The following is a 17,299-nucleotide window of genomic DNA, read 5'->3' on the forward strand; positions in this document are numbered from 1 at the left end:
GGTGGAAGGAGCGCGCCCGTGACCGCCCCTGCCGTCGTCTCCACGCCCCGGCCCCGGCCGGTGGCGGGAGCGCGCCGCCGGGTGCTGCTGGCTCCGATCACGGTCACCCCCTCCAAACCGCTCGCCCCGTCCCACCTCAAGGGTCTGCTCTGGACGGACGTGATGTACCGGGCGACCGCGTGTCTGGCGGATGTCGACTACCGCTACAGCCACACGACGTACCACCTCACCGAACAGACCCTGGGGTTCTGGGAGTTCCTCGACCGCACGCACGGGGACACCGGCTACGCGGAACTGACCGAGGACGACATCGGCTCGCTGTACGTGCGTCACCGCGCTGCGGCGGACCGGGTCCCGGCGGCCGCGTTACGCCCGTACGCCGACGCCGTCGAGCACCACGGCTGGGTGCACCCGGCCGCCACCCGGGTCCTCGAACTGTGGCGGGGGCACTACGCCCGGCTCGGCCTGTACGACCCCGGGCTCCTCGCCCACCAGCCGCCCGGCCTCGGCCTGGAGGAGATGCTGGAGCGGCTACGCGCGCGTGGCCTGTGCCTGGACCACCGGGGGCTCGGCGGCCCGGTCTACCTCGATCTGACGCGGCACGGCCTGCCGCTGCGGCAGATCGTCACCGCCGACAGCCGCCCCAACTACCTCGCCTGCGCACTGCGCGAACTCCTGCCGCTCGCGCCGCACTACGACGAGGTGGTGTTCCTGTACGACCGTGAGCTCGACCCGGACTACCAGCTCCTCGCGCGCGTGCTCGCGCCGCTGGGGCCGGTCGTGCACCGGGTTCCGGTCGGGCGCGTCCCGGTGGACGGCGAGATCCGCTCGGCCCGCGAAGGCGGCTGGCGGGGCCTGGACGCGGCCGCGCTGATCGAGGCGGCGTCCGCCGACCACGACGAGGCGGCGATCCGGCTCGGCATGCGGCTCTACTTCATCGCGACGCTCGGACCCGGCCAGGCCCAGTCCCATCGGTCCGAACTGCTGCACCAGTGTCTGAAGCGCGCCGGCCGCCTGCTGGCCGGCGCGCCCGCCACCGCCGAGCCGGGTCTGCCCGAACGGCTCGGCGTCCACCGCCGCGACCACACCTATGTGGACCCGTACCGGCTCACCACGAGCCTGCTCGCCCGGCGCCGCGCCGCGCCCGCGCGCGATCTGCTGGCGGAGGTGTTCCTGTGTCCCTGACCGGGCAACTGCTCCCCTCAGCAGGCGTTCCCGCGCCCCCGAGCGGGCAACGGCCGCCCTCGGAGGTGGTCCCGTGCCGCTGACCCAGCGACGGCTGCACGACGAGGCGTTCCGGCGGTTGCGGGAGGTGCGGCCCGAACTGGCCGACGCCGAGGGCGAGTCGGATCTCGCCGCGCTGCTGGCGGCGCGCACCCGGGTCGCCGAGCGGCCGGATGCCGACGCCGTCCAGGCGGTGGCGGTCGTGCGCCACTTCGACCCCGCGGCCTGGATCCGTGACGCGTCCGCCTTCGCGCTCGGGCTCGCGCCCGAGACGGCGGCGGCCTGGCGGCGCTCATTCACCCGAACGGTGTTCCTGGCCGGGAACCCCGCGAACCTGCTGGGCCGTTACTCATTCGACTGCCTGGCCGAGGACGGGTCGGTCGGCTGGTGCGGACCGGCACCGGCCGAGAGCAGCGCGGGGCTGCGCCGCCTGCTCAAGCTGTTCCTGTCCACAGCCGCGTTCCCGGTGGGCCCGCCGCGAACGGTCACGGTCCCGTCCCCGACCGCCAGTCGGGGTGACTCCGGGGCGGGGCGGCAGGCCCCGACACCGGGGCCCGGCGCCGGACCGCTGCCGCGCGGCGCCGCCCCGCCGCGATCCTCCACGCCGCGACCCGGCCCCCCGCCGAGGGCCGGGGTCCACCGCGACCTCTATGTGGCCGCTTCGGGTGTTCCCGTGCCCGAGGCGCTCGTCCACCTCAACCACCTGGTGGTCGAGGCGGCTCTGGACGGCCTGATCACGCCGGGAGACCGGCTGACCCTGCGCTCCGTCCCGAGCCTGACCGGCGCCACCGCGCCCTTCGCCGCGCTCCGCGTCGATGTCGACCGCACCCGTCCCGACCGGCTGCGCGCCTTTGCCGCACTGACCGAGGAGACTCCCGATGACTGACCGCACCACCCTTCCCACCGGCAGCGTCCCGGGCCCGCCGCCCGTCCGCCTGGGCATCCACGGCTCGCCCGATCTCGCCGCCGCGATCATCCGCGCGGCGGGCCGCGACGAGAGCGAGGTCGAGCTGGTCGGGTACGACGTGGCCGACCCGTTCCACGGGCTGCGGGCCAAGGAACTGGACGTCATGATCGTCAAGTACGGGCTGCGGGAGCCGGACCTCGCGGTGAGCCGCCCCGTCGCCCTCGACCCGCGCGCGGTGATCGTCGGCGCCCACCACCCGCTCGCCACGCACACGTCCGTGTCGGTGGAGGAGGTGGCCGCCTACGAGGGGTTCCGCTGCCCCGGCTCCTTCCCGGAGTACGTGTGGGACGACGTGGTGCCGCCCCGCACCCCGAAGGGCCGCAGGATCCGGCGCGCGTACGACATGGGCACGGTGAAGGGCCTGATGGGGACGCTCTCCGGGACCGACGCCGTCCATCTGACGTTCCAGTCCCTGGAGGCCATCGCGCCGGCCCGGATGAAGGTGATCCCGATCTCCGATCTGCCGCCCGCGCCGGTCGCCCTGGCCTGGCTGCGGGACCCCGAACCGGCCGCGCACACCGCCAGGTTCATCGCGGACGCCGAGAGCGGGAGCACGGCGCGATGACGGCGGCGACGAACGGCCGGGTCCCCGTGGTCCTGCTGCACGCGCTCTCCCTCGACTCGTCGATGTGGGACACGCACCGGGAGGCTCTGGAGGGGCGCGGCCACCTGGTCGTCGCGCCCGACCAGCGCGGCTTCGGGGCCACGCCACTCGGCAACGAGCCGCCGTCGCTGGACACGGTCGCGGACGACCTGGCCCGCGAGCTGGACGCGCGGGGCATCGAGCGCGCGGTGCTGGTCGGGGTGTCGATGGGCGGCTATGCGGCGATGGCGTTCCTGCGCCGGCATCCCGGTCGGGCGCTGGCGCTCGCCCTGCTGTCCACGCGGGCGGACATGGACGACGAGGCCGCGCGCACGGCGCGGGAGGGGTTTCTGGCCCTCATCGAGGACCCGGTGAAGGGCCCGGCGGTCATCGAGTCGACCGCGCCCCGACTGGTCGGCGCCACCACGCGCGCCGAGCGCCCGCAGGTGCTGGCCCGGCTCCGTACCGTCGCGGCCGGAGCCTCTCCCGCGTCGCTGGCCTGGGCCCAGCGGGCGATCGCGGCGCGGCCGGACGCCCTGGACGTCCTGCGGGCCACCGACATCCCGGCCGTGGTGATCGTCGGAGAGGAGGACGAGCTGGTGTCGCAGGCGGACACGCGCGCGATGGTCGAGGCCCTGCCCCGGGGGCGCCTCGTGGTCGTCCCGGGCTCGGGACATCTGCCGCCGCTGGAGGCACCGGAAGTGATCCAGGACGAACTCGACGCCCTCCTGGCCGAACTGGACGCGCTCACGGCCGAGGTGGATTCGCACTGATGCTGACCGAAGACCACCGGGCCTGGGGGTTCACCACCTCCACCGGCCTCGGTTTCACCCACCACACCATCGTCGACGCGCACTTCGACGCGTGCCGGGACGCCTATCTCGGCCTGCTCGGACAGGCGGGCATACAGCCCGGCGCGCACGTCCTGGACGCGGGCTGCGGCGGCGGGGACTTCCTGCCGTGGCTGGCCGACCTGGTCGGCCCGCAGGGCCGCGTCTCGGCGGTGGACCTGGCCGAGGAGAACGCCGCGCTGGCCACCGAACGGCTGGCGCGGTGGTCCCCCGCCTGCCCGGTGGACGTCCGCCGCGCCGATCTGCTGGAACTCCCCTTCGCGGACGCCACGTTCGACGCCGTCTGGTGCGCGAACACCGTTCAGTACCTGAGCGACTCCGAACTGGCCCTCGCGCTGCGGGAGCTGCGGCGGGTGGTGCGGCCCGGCGGCACGATAGCGGTGAAGGACCTGGACGCCCAGCTGATCACGGCCCGGCCGACGGACCCGTATCTCTTCGCGGACTTCTTCCGCGCGGCCGGGCGGACTCCCGGCTATGCGGCCCAGCTCCTGCGCACCCGTGATCTGTACCGCCATCTGAAGGCCGCGGGCCTGACCGACGTGCGTCAACGGACCGTCCTGATCGAGCACTTCGCCCCGCTCACCCCGCAGGCCAGGGCGTTCTACGCCCCGACCTGTGCCCGGCTCGCGGAACAGGCCCTGGCGCTCGGGCTGAGCGAGGAATGGCGCCGCTTCGCGGACCCGGACGCCGCGGACCATCCGCTCGACGGGCCCGACGGATACATCAGCGAGGGCAATGTGCTGGCCGTCGGCGCCGTGCCCGGCGAGCGGGAATTCCAGGGGCCGGTCACTCGTTCTGCGGGAGAGGAGCACATCTAACGGACCTGCGGTCCGCAGGAGGCACGGAGTGAACAGCGAGCAGGACACCATCCGCAGGATCCTGACCGGGACCGGGGACACCTGGGCGGTCGTGGGTCTGTCGTCCAACGAGCGCCGCGCGGCGTACGGGGTGGCGGCGGTGCTGCAGCGGTACGGGAAGCGGATCGTGCCCGTGCACCCCAAGGCCGAGACGGTCCACGGCGAGCAGGGGTATCCGTCGCTGGACGCGATTCCGTTCAAGGTCGACGTGGTGGATGTGTTCGTGAACAGCGAGCTGGCCGGGGACGTGGCCGACCAGGCCGTGGCGGCCGGGGCCAAGGCGGTCTGGTTCCAGCTCGGGGTGATCGACGACGCGGCGTACGAGCGGACGCGGGCGGCGGGGCTGGACATGGTCATGGACCGGTGCCCGGCGATCGAGATACCCCAGCTGGGCTGAAGCCCGCCCGGGGGCACGGAGGCCCGCACCCCGCGCACTACCAGCCGTGCCGCCGCACCACCGTCGGGTCGTACCCGACCTCCCGTCACACCCCGTCGTCCGCTGTACCGGCCGCCCCGGCGCGCTCATACTGGCGCCAACCCCCAGCCCCCGAACGGACCCACGGGAGGCGCGCCTTGCCGCAGCTCATCCGTACCCCGGACGGCCGGAACCTGGCCGTCGAGAGCCGGGGGCACCCCCTGGGCAGGCCGGTGTTCCTGCTGCACGGCACGCCGGGGAGCCGGCACGGCCCGGCTCCCCGCAGCACCGTGCTCTACCGGATGGGCGTCCGCCTCATCACCTTCGACCGGCCGGGGTACGGGGACTCCGACCGGCGGCCGGGGCGCCGGGTGGTGCACGCGGCCCAGGACGTGGCGGCGATCGCCGACGCCCTGGGTATAGGCGAGTTCGCCGTGGTGGGGCGCTCCGGCGGCGCGCCGCACGCGCTGTCGTGTGCCGCGCGGCTTCCGGGGCGTACGGCCAGGGCGGTGGCGCTGGTACCGCTCGCGCCGCGCGACGCGGACGGCCTGGACTGGTTCGACGGCATGACCGAGGACAACGTCCGGGCGTACACGATCGCGGCGGGCGGCCCGGAGGCGGTGACGGCCGCTCTTGAGGTGCGGGCGGAGGAGATACGAGCGGATCCGAGGGCGACGGTCACCGCGATGCACGGCATGGTGCCGGAGCCGGACCGGGAGGTGCTGACCGACGCCGCGATCCGGGCGCTGCTCGTCCGCAACTTCGCGGAGGGGCTGCGCTGTTCGGCCGACGGATGGGTCGACGACGTGCTGGCGCTGAGCTCGCCCTGGGAGTTCCGGCCGGAGGAGATCCGTACGCCGGTGCTGCTGTGGCACGGCGAGCAGGACGTCTTCGCACCCGCGCAGCACACCCGGTGGCTGGCCGAGCGGATCCCCGGGGCGCGCCTGGAAGTACCCCCGGACGCCGCGCACTTCGGCGCGCTCGCGGTGTTCACCCGCGCCCTGAGCTGGGCGGCCCGCACCTAGACCGGCCGATCACGCGAGGTACCGGGCACGGCACCCCGGGCGTGGGCCGTCCGTCCCTAGACCGGCTGGATTTCGATGTCCCGGTCCAGCCGCTGCCAGGAGCGGGCCGCCTCCGCGATCGGGTGGTCCACGCCCAGGCGTTCGGCGGCCGGTTCGATCACCGCCGCGCGCATTCCGGCCGCGTCGTCGCCCCGGTCCGCCGCCCGCAGGGTGACCGCCAGGTTCGACCGGCAGACCAGCACGTCCGGATGCCACGGGCCGAGCTTGTCGAGCAGCCCCTCCAGCGCGGTGTACTCCCACCGCTCGGCGAGGTCCAGCCGGCCCAGGTCTCCGTACACGTTCGCCAGATTGACCGCCGCGCACAGCGCGAAGGGGTGCTGGGGGCCGAGCGCCTGCTCCAGCCGCTCGCGTACCTCCTCGGCGTCCGCGACCGCCTCCTCGGCGCCTCCGGTCGCCCGCAGATAGACGACCGCGTTGGCCCGGCACGCCAGGCTGTACGGGTGGGACTCACCCAGCGTCCCCCGGTATCCGTGCAGCATCTGCCGCGCCAGGTCGAGGGCGTGCGCCGGGTCGCCGGTGGCCGCGAGGTCGGCGGCCAGACCGACCCCGCAGGCGAGGGTGTCGGGCGAGGCGGGCCCGTACCGGTCGCGGAACCGCTCGTACGTCTCCCCCGTCAGCCGCATCGCCTCGTGCGGATGCCCGGCCCTGCGCAGCGAGACCGCCAGGCTCTTGGCGGCGCGCAGCACCTCGGGCGCGTGCGGGTCCAGGACCCGGCGCAGAGCGTCCACGACCTCCCGCAGGACCTCCACCGACACCGCGTACTCACCGGTCTCCCGCAGGTCCCCGGCGAGGTTCATCTTGGTGACCAGGGTGTAGGGATGGTCGTCGCCGAGCAGCATGCCGCGCCGCTCCACGGTCCGCTCGTCGAGCCGCCGCGCGGCCTCGCTGTCCCCGGTCAGCCGGTAGTCGATCGCGAGGTTGTGCGCGGCGATCAGGGTGCGCCGGTGGGCCTCGCCGAAGAGGCGGCGCATGCCCCGGTAGACCCACAGGTCGCGTTCGAGCGCCTCGGTGAACCTGCCGACGGCGCGCAGATCGGCGGCCAGGCTGCCGGTGACGATCAGCACGCTGGGGTGGTCGTCGGCGGGATGGTCGGCGTGGAAGAGCCGCAGCTGGCGGGCGAGGGTGTCCTCGTCCATCGTCAGCGCGTCCTGGTAACGGCCCTGCGCCCGCAGGGCGTTGGCCAGTTCGAAGCGGATGTTGAGGGTCTGCAGCGCGTCCTCGCCGAGCCGGCTGGTCCAGATCCGGTCCAGCTGGGCGCCGAAGACCCGGGCGCTCTCCAGTTCGCCGCGCCGCAGGAGGTAGCGGATCCGGTCGACCATCAGCTCACGGGCCTTGGCGTCGTCGCTGTCCGCGATGCCGGAGGCGTTCAGATGCGGCCAGATCAGCTCGAAGGCGGGCCAGCTCTTGGGGTCGTTCACCGGGTCGTCCCGGTCGACGCCCTCGGTCGGCCGCGCCTGCGCCAGGATGCGGTGGACCACGCTCTTGGTCTCGGCCTGCTCCTCGGCGCTGAGCGCGTCGCGCACGGCCGCCTGGACCAGGCGGTGCACCTGGATGCTGCTGTCCGCCGGGTCCACCTTGGCGAGGGCGAACCGGTTCAGCGTCTGGATGACCCGGCCCAGCATGTACCGCTCGCGCAGATCGGCGTCGTACGGGAGCAGCGCGTCGAACATCGCGTCGCTGCCGATGAGCCGCATGGAGACGGGTTCGGCGGAGAAGAACGAGCAGATCTCCAGGAGGCGCACCGCGGCGCTCGACTCCTCGCGCAGCCTGCGGATGGAGATGGCCCAGGTCGCCCCGAACCTCAGCCCGTACCCCTCCGGTGTGCCGAGCGAGAGGACCGTGGTGCTCTGCTCCGCGAGCTGGCGCAGATAGGCGTCCACCGGCGTCGCCGTCTCGGCGAGCCAGGCCGCCGCCACCTCCACGGCCAGCGGCAGGTCGCCCACCGCGTCGGCGACCAGGTCGGCGTCCTCGGGCGGCAGTCCCGCCACCCGCCAGGTCAGGTGCTCCACGCTCTCGAACCGGGTGAAGACCTCGACCTGGGTGGTCTCCACCCGGTTGGTGGCCGGTTTGTTGCGGCAGGTGGCGAGCAGATGCCCGTAGACGGGGCCGGGCAGCGGCCCGATGGGCGGGGGCAGCCGGTGCAGCGCCTCGTCCGGGTCCTCCACGTTGTCGAAGATCAGCAGCCAGCGCGGGTAGCGCTCGCCGCGCCACAGCTCCTGGAGGGCCGCCATGGCCGCCTCGGCCACCACGTCCCCCGTCCGCAGGCCCATCTCGGCGGCGAGCTGCGCCAGCGAGGCCACCACCAGGTCGGGCCGCTCCGCCTCGATCCACCACACCAGGTCGTAGTCGGCCCGGAAGCGGTGCGCGTACTCAAGCGCGACCTGTGTCTTGCCCACGCCGCCGAGTCCGTACAGGACCTGCGGCAGGCGCTGTGCGGAGCGGCTGTCGCCGCGCAGCTGGTCGCGCACCCGGTCGAGGAGGTCGGTGCGGCCGGTGAACCAGCTGTTGCGCGGCCGTACGTTCCAGATCCGGGGCACGTTCCCGGGGAAGCGGGGCCGGTCGGGGGCGCACGGGAGCGCGGCGGCGGCCTCGCTCCGGCCCAGCGCGCCGAGCAGCGCGGCCGCCGCCTCGGCCTCGTCCACGCGCACCAGGTCGACCGCGCGCAAGCCGCCCGGCGGCGGTGTGAGCCGTACGTCGCCGACGCGCACGGGCAGCACCTGACGGCGGCCGCCGGCCCGGTCCGGGGCGGGTCCGCTGTCCCACAGTCCGCGTCCCGCACGGGACTTGAGGTAGGGCGGGGAGGCGATGTGCAGGACGCGGTGGGCGCCGTCCTCGCCGGACTCCGGCACCGTCAGGTCGGACCGGGGGTCGCGGACGTCCACCGGGAAAGTGCGGAAGCCCGCGGCGCCGAGCACGGCGGACAGCCAGTCCACCCACATCCGGTCCTCGGACACGTGGTTGAGCACGATGTTCGCGGGCGAGGTGGGCCTGCGCCGGGTGAAGGCGGCGACATGGGCGAGCCGCAGCGACTCGTCGATCGGCGGCAGCCCGGTGACCTGCCCGTGGGTGAGCACCGAGGTGAGCCGCTCGCAGGCGGCGAGCAGGGAGCTGCCGAGGTTGGGCGGGTCGCCGAAGGTCGCCAGGACCTCCTCGTAGGCGTAGAAGGGCCGGTACGGGATCTCCACCGTGCCCCAGTAGTTGTCGGCGGCCTCGCCCGTCAGACCGCTGGGGAGGCCTTCGAAGCACTCCCTGGCGAGCGCCCGCCCGGCGTCGGCCTTCTCCTTCTCGCCCTCGTCGATACGGGTCGGCACGGGCAGGATGCGGATGTTCCGCTCCTGGTAGCGCTCCTCGATGTACCGGGCGACGGCCGAGGCGCCGTCGATGCTCTGGTCGCTCAGGGTGAAGCAGACGACGAGGACCTGGGGCATCTGGACCGTGCAGATGTCGGCGATGTCGCTGAGTCCGGTCCGGCTGTCGATCAGGGTGAAGTCGTAGTGGCGGCGCATGTCGTCGCCCATGGCGTCGAAGAACTGGCCGCCGCCGGAGTGCTCGTAGAAGTGGTCCCAGTCCATCCGGCCCACGACGGAGGAGTAGTCGCGGTTGCGGCGGCCCGCCGAGAGGAAGTCCAGGCTGCCGCCGCTGGGGAAGGACCAGTCGAGGGTGACGGAGTGCGGGCGGACGCGCGCGTAGGCGCGGTGCCAGTCCGGGGTGCGCTCGCCGGGCCGCCGGGCCTCCTCCTGGTACTCGGTGATCAGGTTGATCAGGCCCGGAGTGGCCTCCAGATCACGCAGGTTGAGGAAGGGGTGGAAGAACCGGTGCAGGCCCGGCGCCTCCAGGTCCCAGTCGACGGCGAGCACCCGGTAGCCGTTGGCCGCCAGGATCCAGGCGCAGTTGGCGAGCGCCATCGTGCGTCCGGTGCCGCCCTTGTACGAGTAGAACGTGATGACGGTCCCGTCACGGTTCTCGGCCATCTGGGGGGCCCTCCACCTGCTCGGCCTTGCTCTTCCCGGCGGCGCGCTGTTCTCGCTGGTCCCCGGTGCGGCCGCGGGCCGGCCGGCCGAGCCCGACGCCGTCCGGCAGGACGTGGGGCAGCGGGCTGCCGGGCCCGGCCGGCCTGCCCGTGCGCGCGGCGCTCTCGTAGTGCCTGACCGCCGACCGGACCGCCCTGGGGAGTTCCTGGCTGAAGGCTTCCAGAGTAGGCAGCCCGCCGCCCTGCGTCAGGTGGCCGGGGCTCTGCCGCAGCCGCCTCGCGAGCACTTCGTCCGCGACATGGCGCAACTCGGCCTCGCGCGGGGGCGATTCGGGGTCGGCGCGGTTCCAGGGAACCATCACGCTGAGCCACGGGCGGGGCTCGGCGCAGAGCAGCCGCACCAGCTCCCGGTGGCGGGGCGAGTCCAGCGCCCAGCGGTCGAGCAGCAGCAGTCCGGGGGCGTCGGGCGGCCCCGGGCGCAGCAGCCGGTCGGCGCGGTCCTCGAACTCGGCGAGGCGCACCGCGTAGTTGAGGTTGACGACGAGGTCGGCGGTGTGGCGGGCGAGCGGCCGCGCGGACAGCGGGTGGTACGGATTCCAGTCGCTGGGCCGGGGGCCGTAGCAGTCGGGGCCGCGCCCGCGCGGCAGGCCGTCGCGGGAGCAGGCGAGGACAGTCACCTCCAGGTCGCGCCCGGGCCCGGGGGCCGCCCCGAAGGCGGAGGTGAGCGTCGCGTAGTCCTGGAGCGGGTCGCCGTCGGCCACCCGGGTCCGCTCCGCGACGCTGACGATGCGCTTGGCGAGCTGGTACACGGCGTGTTCGTAGTGGTCGCGCAGATAGCTGAGCTTGATCATCCCGTAGAAGCCCTCGTCGGCGTAGTCGTCGCCGAAGTCCGCGTGGTCGAACTTCAACCTGCGGGCGGGCTCGGGCAGTTGGTGCGGCAGTACGGGGATCCAGAGCGCGGGGATGATCGCCGGGGGCGAGCGGTGCTCGCTGCGCGACTGGTGGAGGGTGTCGCGCCCGGCGAACGCGAACCACTCCCGGCCGCACTGCTCGCTGAGGAAGTAGCGCGGCGAGTAGAGCGGTACGAAGACGCGGCAGTGCGCCAGCGCCTCGGTGATCTGCCCCTGCCAGTCCTCGCCCGGGCGCACGTGCTGGTCCATGAACCCGGCGGGCACCCCGGCCGGGAGCGCGGTCAGCTGCATCACGTGCGCGGACAGGTCGCGGAAGAAGCGCTGCACCCAGAGGTCGGGGTCCTTGTCCCGGGGATCGTTCTTCGGCGTGTGCGCGTAGCTCAGGAAGAAGTACGGCCTCGGCTCGTGCCCCCCGCCCCGCGCGGCTCCGTGCGGCACCGCTCCCTCCCGGTCCGAGTGGGTGGGTCCTCAGTGTAGAAAGCGAGCGATCCACGGCGGAACCGCTTGTACGCGCCGATTCGGGGGCGGTCGGTCACCCGCGCGGCGCATTGCGGGCCCGCCAGGCGTCCCGGTGGCGCCGGGCGGAGTTCGTGGCCGCGGTGAGCGCCTCGGGTGCGACCCGCTCCTCCCGCCAGGCCGCGGCGGTCTCCCCCATCCCGGCGACGAAGCGTTTGCCCGGGCCGGTGAGCGCGCCGCAGCGGGCGAGCGTGTCGATCGCCTCCGACGTCTGCCGGCGCCAGCGCGCGAACTCCGCCTCGGCCCTGCCGCGCGCCGCCGGGGTGTCCGCGGTGGTGCGCCGCACCCGCCAGAAGTCGGTGACCGCCAGATGCGCGTACGCGCCTTGCAGCAGGGCGCCCAGGGGTCTCGGGTCGTCGCGCCAGGGCGCGTAGTAGCGGCCGGTGTCCTCCGGGTCGTACAGGTCGCAGCTGTCGAGCACCGCGCCCAGCTTCACGTGCTGGAACTCGTGGACGATCAGGAGCGCGAGCAGGGCCGGGGCGGACGGGCGGGCGGCGCCCACGGCCCCGAAGGCGTCCCGGCAGGTGGCGCTGGTGTCGCCGCCCGCCCGGGGGCTCAGCGGGGTGATGGACCGCAGCCCGGCGGCGATTCCCGGTGCGTACGCCGGCAGATGACGCTGGATCAGGGACCAGGCGCCGGCGAGCGCGTCGGCCCAGGCGCGCGCCCCGGACGCCGGCAGCCGCTCCTCGGCCGGCCAGGGGTAGCGGTCGCGCAGCGGGTCGGTGTCCTCCAGGGCGACGGTCCAGCCGCTCGCCTCGAAGAGCCGTACGGGCTGCCAGTGCGGGGTGCGGCCGTCCAGACCCTCGCCCCAGCCCATCTCGATCCTGCGGCCCCCGGCCCGTACGGTGAACCCGTAAGGCTGCGCGGTGAGTTCGGCCTCCTCGGCGCCGCCCGGCAGCAGGGCCCGGCCGATGCCGGGCAGCCGCAGGGTGCCGTCGCGCAGCGGCACGACGACGGTGTCGGCGCGCCTGGCCCGCAGCGCCGCCGACGCCGCGAGCTCCGCCAGACCGCCCGCGAGCGCGCCGGGTTCACGGCCGCCCAGGACGCCGAGCGCCCATGGCCGGAAGTAGGGGTGGGCGAGGGCGGCCTCCAGGGCGTGCGGCGCCGCCGCGTCCAGGTCGAGCAGCAGCTCCCAGGCGGCGGCCGCCCGGTGGTCCGCCGGGTCCGCCCGGCCGCCGAGGGCGGCGAGCAGTCCGCGGTTGAGGTCGAGCTGGGCGAGGGCGAGGCGGGCGACGGCTTCGGCGCCGCCGAGCCCGGCGGCCAGCTCCTCGAAGTCGGCCGGTTCCAGGGCCTGTTCGGTCTCGGGCCGGGTGGTGGGCTCACCGGCCCGGGCGTGCGCCGGGTGTTCGGGGAGCGACTCGTGCGTGCGGATGTTCATGATCAGCGCCATCAGGTCGGGGCAGAACACGGACGGATTGTCGAAGCCGGTTCCGGTCCGGTAGCGGTGGGCGTAGAGGCCGCCGCCGCAGGACGCGACCACGGGACAGGCGGTGCACTGGGCGCACAGCGCCTCGATCCCCTTCTGGCGGGCCAGCATCCCGGGGTGGGTGAGCACGTCGTCGATGCTGTGCTCGAAGACGTTCATCCCGGTGGCCGGGGCTCCGTCGTAGGACGTCTTGAGGCTGTCCGCCTGTTCGAAGGTGCCGTCGGTCTCGACGACCACCAGGTCGGCCGGGGCGAGCCCCAGGGACTCGGTGAGGCTGGTGCCGCCGCGCAGGGTGCGCCGGACGGATTCGAAGAGCCGTACGGGAACCGGGCGCCCCTGCCCGTCCCAGCGCCGGTACACGGCGTCCAGCCAGTCCGCGTACGGCGTCGGCGAGCCCTGGGGGCGCGGCGGCGGGTGGTCCCAGGTGGCGTGCGGCAGCAGGAAGTCGATGCGCGGCGGGGCCAGTTCGGCCAGCGCGTCGTACACCGCGACCGGGTCGTTCTCCAGGTCGATGGTGCACAGCAGCCCGGCGAACAGCTCCCGGTAGCGGGGGCGGCCGAGCAGGGCGATCGCGTCGAGGACCCGGGCGTGGCTGCTGCGGCCGTCGGCGTAGCGGCGATGGCGGTCGTTGGCCGCCCGGTCGCCGTCGAGCGAGATGCCGACGTGGACGCCGAGTTCACGGAAGAGCTCGCAGAACTCCTCGTCGAGCAGGACCCCATTGGTGTGGATGCGCAGATCGAGGGCGCTGACGCCACGCAGGGCGCGGTGCAGCTCCTCGGCGGCGCGTCTCAGGAGCGCGGGCCCGGCCAGCAGCGGCTCGCCGCCGTGCAGCACCACATGGACGGCGGGCAGCCGGTGGGCCCGGGCGTGGGCGGCGATCCCGGCCGCCGTGGCGGCCAGGATCTCGTGCGAGACCGCCCTGGGCCGGCCGCGCCAGCTGGTGTCGGCGTGTTCGTACACATAGCAGTGGTCACACGCCAGGTCGCAGCGGCTGTGCATCTTCAGTACGACCTGCGACACCACCGGAGGCGACCGGTCCATGGTGCGGGGCCTCCGGCTAGAGCGCCGACTGGAAGGCGGCGACCGGAACCGTCGAGGCGTTCTCGGCGATCAGGCGCTGAATCTCCGCGGGGAGTTCCCCGCCGCGCGCCTTGGCGGCCTGTGTGTGCAGTGATGGCCGTTCACGGCCCTGACGGTCGGGCGCCGGACAAGGTCGTTCGGCGGCCGTGACGAGATGTCCCATAAATCCCCCCACCGGCGGGCGTGCATCGTTGCGGGAGGGCTTTTGCCCTCTCCGCACTTGTCTTCCCCGCATCGGCCACTCTCGCACAGGACCGCGCCGATCGGTCCGACTCCCGCGCATGGATGGCCAGTTCGCACCACTCGACGGATTCCGACGGCACGGACCCCGGGCCCCTCCTGCACCACGGGCCACCGCGCCGGAGGTATCAGCGTTCGAACGGGACCGAGATCGCCATGGTCATCTCCACCGGCTCGGTGCCGTCGTTGCGGTAGGTGTGGCTCGTGGCGGCCTCGAAGGAGACCGAGTGGCCCGCCGGGACGGGGTGTTCGGCGCCGCCCACCACGAGGGTGAGGGTGCCCGCGGTGACGTGGATGAGCTCGAAGGTGCCCACCGGGTGCGGGTCGGAGGAGCTGCCGTCGCCGGGCATCAGGTGCCACTGCCACATCTCCAGCGGGCCGGGGGCCTCGGTGCCCGCGAGCAGCGTGCTGGAGCTTCCCCGCTCGGTGGACCAGAGGCGGACGGCCTGCTCCGGCGGCACGATCCGCACGCTGGGCCCGCTCTCGTAGTCGAGCAGGGTCGTGATGCTCACGCCGAGGGCGTCGGCGATCTTCACCACGGTGCCGACGCTGGGGTTGGTCCGGGCCTGCTCGATCTGGATGAGCATGCCGCGGCTGACTCCCGCGCGGGAGGCGAGCGCCTCCAGGGTGAAGCCGCGCTCGCTGCGCCAGCGCTTGACGTTGCGGGCCAGGGACTGGGTCAGCAGGTCGAGGTCCGACACATTCCGTCCATGATGGGGGCCGCCGAGGGCGGCAGGCTAATATTTTGGATGACAAGTTCAGCATAGTGAACTACGGTCCGGTGCACCGAACCGTTCACCGCACTGTACTGCGAGGCACTCCCATGACGGCACTCTTCGCCCTGGCCACCAGCCTCCTGTGGGGGCTGGCCGACTTCGGCGGCGGGCTGCTCACCCGGCGTACGCCCGCGCTGACCGTGGTCGTCGTCTCACAGTCCATCGCGGTGGCCGTCCTGGGCGCGGTCGTCGTGGCCACCGGCGGGTGGCACGAGGCCGGGCCCCAGCTCTGGTTCGCGGTGGCGGCGGGCGCCGTCGGCCCGGTCGCGATGCTCAGCTTCTACAAGGCGCTGGCGCTCGGCCCGATGGGTGTGGTCTCCCCGCTCGGCTCGCTGGGAGTGGCCGTGCCGGTCGGGGCCGGCCTGGTCCTCGGCGAGCGGCCCGGCGTGCTCCAGTTCGCCGGGATCGCCGTCGCGGTGGCGGGCATCCTCATGGCGGGCGGCCCGGAGCTGCGGGGCGCACCGGTCCAGCGGCAGGCGATCGTGCTCACACTGCTCGCCGCGTTCGGCTTCGGCGCGGTGATGGCGCTGATCGCGGAGGCGTCGACCACCATCACCGGCCTGTTCCTCGCGCTCTTCGTCCAGCGCGTCACCAATGTCGCCGTCGGCGGGACGGCGTTGTACGTGTCCGTGAAGCGCGGCGGCGAGGCGCTGCCGGAGGGCGGGGTGAGCGTGGTCCGCGCCGCGCTGCCCGCGCTCGCCTTCGTCGGCCTGGCCGATGTGGCCGCCAACGGCACGTACTCCATCGCCGCGCAGCAGGGGCCGGTCACCGTGGCGGCCGTGCTCGCCTCGCTCTACCCGGTGGTGACCGCGCTGGCCGCGCGGGGTGTGCTCAAGGAGCGGTTGCGCGGGGTGCAGGCGGCGGGGGCGGGGATCGCGTTGGTGGGGACGTTGCTGTTGGCGACGGGTTGACCGGGCAGGGGTTTGTCTGCGGACCGGTGGAGGCTGAGCGCGCCCACGCGGCGGAGCCGCACCATGCCACAGCCCCGCACCCCTTAAGGGGCGCCTACACCTCGTCCGCCGTCAACTCCGCCACCGCCAGCAGCTGTTCCGGCGTCACGCCCTCCGGGATCGGCACCGGGGCCGGTGTGCGCAGCGGCGGCTGCCAGCCGTTCTCGCGGTCCCAGGTCCGTACGACCCGGGCGGGCGCCCCGGCCACCACGGCGTGGTCGGCCACCTCGCCCCGCACCACCGCGCCCGCCGCGACCACCACATTGCGGCCGAGCCGGGCGCCGGGCAGCACCACGGCGCCGGTGCCGAGCCAGCAGCCCGGCCCGATCTCCACCGGCTCCATCCGCGGCCACTGCTTGCCCACGGGCTGGTGCGGGTCGTCGTAGCTGTGGTTGGTGGAGGTGATGTAGACGTACGGGCCGCAGTACGTGTTCGAGCCGATGGCCACCGTCGTGTCCGCGATGACATGGCTGCCCCGGCCGAGCACCACACCGTCCCCGAGCGTCAGGATCGGCTCGGAGCCGAGGTCGAGGCCCGGCATCATCCCGGCCGTCAGCGTGACCTGTTCGCCGATGATGCAGTGGTCGCCGAGCTCGATCCACGGCTCGCCGAAGACCGTGCCCTGCGGGAACGCGAGCCGGGTGCCGGAGCCGATCCGGCGGAACCGCAGCCGCCCGGGGTGCTCGGCGGTGATCGCCCCCGCCTGCTGCGCCCACTGCCAGCCGCGCTGGACCGCACCCGCGGCCAGCCGGCGCCGCCAGGCGGTCAGCGATGAGAACGTGTTTCTGTTCTTCGGCACCCGCACACGGTACTCACCGCCGACTCCGCTGGTCAGCGCCGGGACCTGTGATCTTCCGCTCAGCCCGGGCCCGGGAGGTCAGCCGCCGTGCGCCTCCCGGTGGTCCCTGGCCAGGCCCAGATACATCAGCGCGTTGACCTTGATGCCCTCGCGCTCCTCCTCGGTGAGCTCGCGCCTGACCTTGGCGGGCACGCCCGCGACGAGCGAGCCGGGCGGTACGACCATCCCCTGCGGCACCAGCGCCTGCGCGGCGACCAGCGAACCGGCGCCGATCACGGCCCCGTTGAGGACGGTCGCCCCCATGCCGACGAGCACGTCGTCCTCGACCGTGCAGCCGTGCAGCACGGCGTTGTGCCCGACCGAGACGCGCTCGCCGACCGTCACCGGGAAGCCGGGGTCCACATGGACCGTGCAGTTGTCCTGGATGTTGCTGTCGGCGCCGAGCACGATCGGGCCGCAGTCGGCCCGCAGCACCGTGTGGTACCAGACGCTCGCCCCGGCGGCCAGGGTCACCTCGCCGAGCACCACGGCGGTGGGGGCGGTGAACGCCGCCGGATCGACCTGCGGCTTCTTCCCGCCCACAGCCACGACCAACGCCTGCTCTGCCATGCGCCACTCCTTCGTACGGATCTCATCGCACCCAGGGGCA

General features: G+C 73.9%; 15 protein-coding genes. 8 read left to right on the forward strand and 7 right to left on the reverse strand.

The window, feature by feature from the left end:
- Positions 1 to 18: 18 nt before the first annotated feature.
- The 7 genes from OG965_RS08875 (at position 19) to OG965_RS08905 (ending at position 5,922) form a co-directional block, all read left to right on the forward strand.
- Positions 19 to 1,185 carry a hypothetical protein gene (locus tag OG965_RS08875; RefSeq protein ID WP_371650925.1) on the forward strand — a complete coding sequence of 389 codons (1,167 nt, stop codon included), beginning with the start codon at positions 19 to 21 and terminating at the stop codon, positions 1,183 to 1,185.
- Between the two features lie 73 nt (positions 1,186 to 1,258).
- The gene (locus OG965_RS08880; RefSeq protein WP_371650927.1) at positions 1,259 to 2,110 is read left to right on the forward strand and encodes a DUF6182 family protein; all 852 of its coding nucleotides are present in this window, start codon (positions 1,259 to 1,261) and stop codon (positions 2,108 to 2,110) included.
- Positions 2,103 to 2,756: a LysR substrate-binding domain-containing protein gene (locus tag OG965_RS08885; protein ID WP_371650929.1), complete on the forward strand. Its 654-nt coding sequence runs from the start codon at positions 2,103 to 2,105 to the stop codon at positions 2,754 to 2,756. The genes OG965_RS08880 and OG965_RS08885 overlap by 8 nt, the downstream gene beginning before the upstream one ends.
- Positions 2,753 to 3,547 carry an alpha/beta fold hydrolase gene (locus OG965_RS08890; protein ID WP_371650932.1) on the forward strand — a complete coding sequence of 265 codons (795 nt, stop codon included), beginning with the start codon at positions 2,753 to 2,755 and terminating at the stop codon, positions 3,545 to 3,547. The genes OG965_RS08885 and OG965_RS08890 overlap by 4 nt, the downstream gene beginning before the upstream one ends.
- The gene (locus OG965_RS08895; protein ID WP_371650934.1) at positions 3,547 to 4,443 is read left to right on the forward strand and encodes a class I SAM-dependent methyltransferase; all 897 of its coding nucleotides are present in this window, start codon (positions 3,547 to 3,549) and stop codon (positions 4,441 to 4,443) included. The genes OG965_RS08890 and OG965_RS08895 overlap by 1 nt, the downstream gene beginning before the upstream one ends.
- Positions 4,444 to 4,471: 28 nt before the next feature.
- Positions 4,472 to 4,879: a CoA-binding protein gene (locus OG965_RS08900; protein WP_371650936.1), complete on the forward strand. Its 408-nt coding sequence runs from the start codon at positions 4,472 to 4,474 to the stop codon at positions 4,877 to 4,879.
- 176 nt (positions 4,880 to 5,055) lie between these two features.
- Entirely contained in the window at positions 5,056 to 5,922 is an 867-nt protein-coding gene (locus tag OG965_RS08905; RefSeq protein ID WP_371650937.1) for an alpha/beta fold hydrolase, read from the forward strand.
- Positions 5,923 to 5,978: 56 nt separating this feature from the next.
- On the opposite strand, the gene fxsT is transcribed toward OG965_RS08905, so the two are convergent.
- The 5 genes from fxsT to OG965_RS08930 all read right to left on the reverse strand — a co-directional run bounded on the left by fxsT (position 5,979) and on the right by OG965_RS08930 (position 14,826).
- Positions 5,979 to 9,953, reverse strand: coding sequence for an FxSxx-COOH system tetratricopeptide repeat protein (gene fxsT / locus OG965_RS08910; RefSeq protein WP_371650939.1), 3,975 nt, complete (start codon positions 9,951 to 9,953; stop codon positions 5,979 to 5,981).
- Positions 9,937 to 11,301 carry a TIR-like protein FxsC gene (locus tag OG965_RS08915; protein WP_371650941.1) on the reverse strand — a complete coding sequence of 455 codons (1,365 nt, stop codon included), beginning with the start codon at positions 11,299 to 11,301 and terminating at the stop codon, positions 9,937 to 9,939. Before OG965_RS08915 ends, fxsT begins: the two co-directional genes overlap by 17 nt.
- 94 nt (positions 11,302 to 11,395) lie before the next feature.
- The gene (locus OG965_RS08920) at positions 11,396 to 13,846 is read right to left on the reverse strand and encodes an FxsB family cyclophane-forming radical SAM/SPASM peptide maturase (RefSeq protein WP_371650943.1); all 2,451 of its coding nucleotides are present in this window, start codon (positions 13,844 to 13,846) and stop codon (positions 11,396 to 11,398) included.
- A 16-nt stretch (positions 13,847 to 13,862) separates the two neighbouring features.
- Positions 13,863 to 14,048 carry a hypothetical protein gene (locus tag OG965_RS08925; protein WP_371650944.1) on the reverse strand — a complete coding sequence of 62 codons (186 nt, stop codon included), beginning with the start codon at positions 14,046 to 14,048 and terminating at the stop codon, positions 13,863 to 13,865.
- 205 nt (positions 14,049 to 14,253) lie between these two features.
- The gene (locus OG965_RS08930; protein ID WP_371650946.1) at positions 14,254 to 14,826 is read right to left on the reverse strand and encodes a helix-turn-helix domain-containing protein; all 573 of its coding nucleotides are present in this window, start codon (positions 14,824 to 14,826) and stop codon (positions 14,254 to 14,256) included.
- Positions 14,827 to 14,948: 122 nt separating this feature from the next.
- On the opposite strand from OG965_RS08930, the gene OG965_RS08935 reads away from it, so the two are divergent.
- Positions 14,949 to 15,812: an EamA family transporter gene (locus tag OG965_RS08935; protein WP_371650948.1), complete on the forward strand. Its 864-nt coding sequence runs from the start codon at positions 14,949 to 14,951 to the stop codon at positions 15,810 to 15,812.
- A 94-nt stretch (positions 15,813 to 15,906) separates the two neighbouring features.
- Here the strand turns inward: OG965_RS08935 and OG965_RS08940 are convergent, their stop codons facing one another.
- Together OG965_RS08940 and OG965_RS08945 are read right to left on the reverse strand one after the other, a co-directional pair.
- A complete protein-coding gene (locus OG965_RS08940) occupies positions 15,907 to 16,650 on the reverse strand; it encodes a DapH/DapD/GlmU-related protein (protein ID WP_371650950.1) in 744 nt (247 codons plus the stop codon).
- Between the two features lie 78 nt (positions 16,651 to 16,728).
- Entirely contained in the window at positions 16,729 to 17,259 is a 531-nt protein-coding gene (locus OG965_RS08945; protein ID WP_371650951.1) for a gamma carbonic anhydrase family protein, read from the reverse strand.
- Positions 17,260 to 17,299 lie beyond the last annotated feature (40 nt).

The sequence above is a fragment of the Streptomyces sp. NBC_00224 genome (assembly GCF_041435195.1).
Lineage (GTDB): Bacteria > Actinomycetota > Actinomycetes > Streptomycetales > Streptomycetaceae > Streptomyces.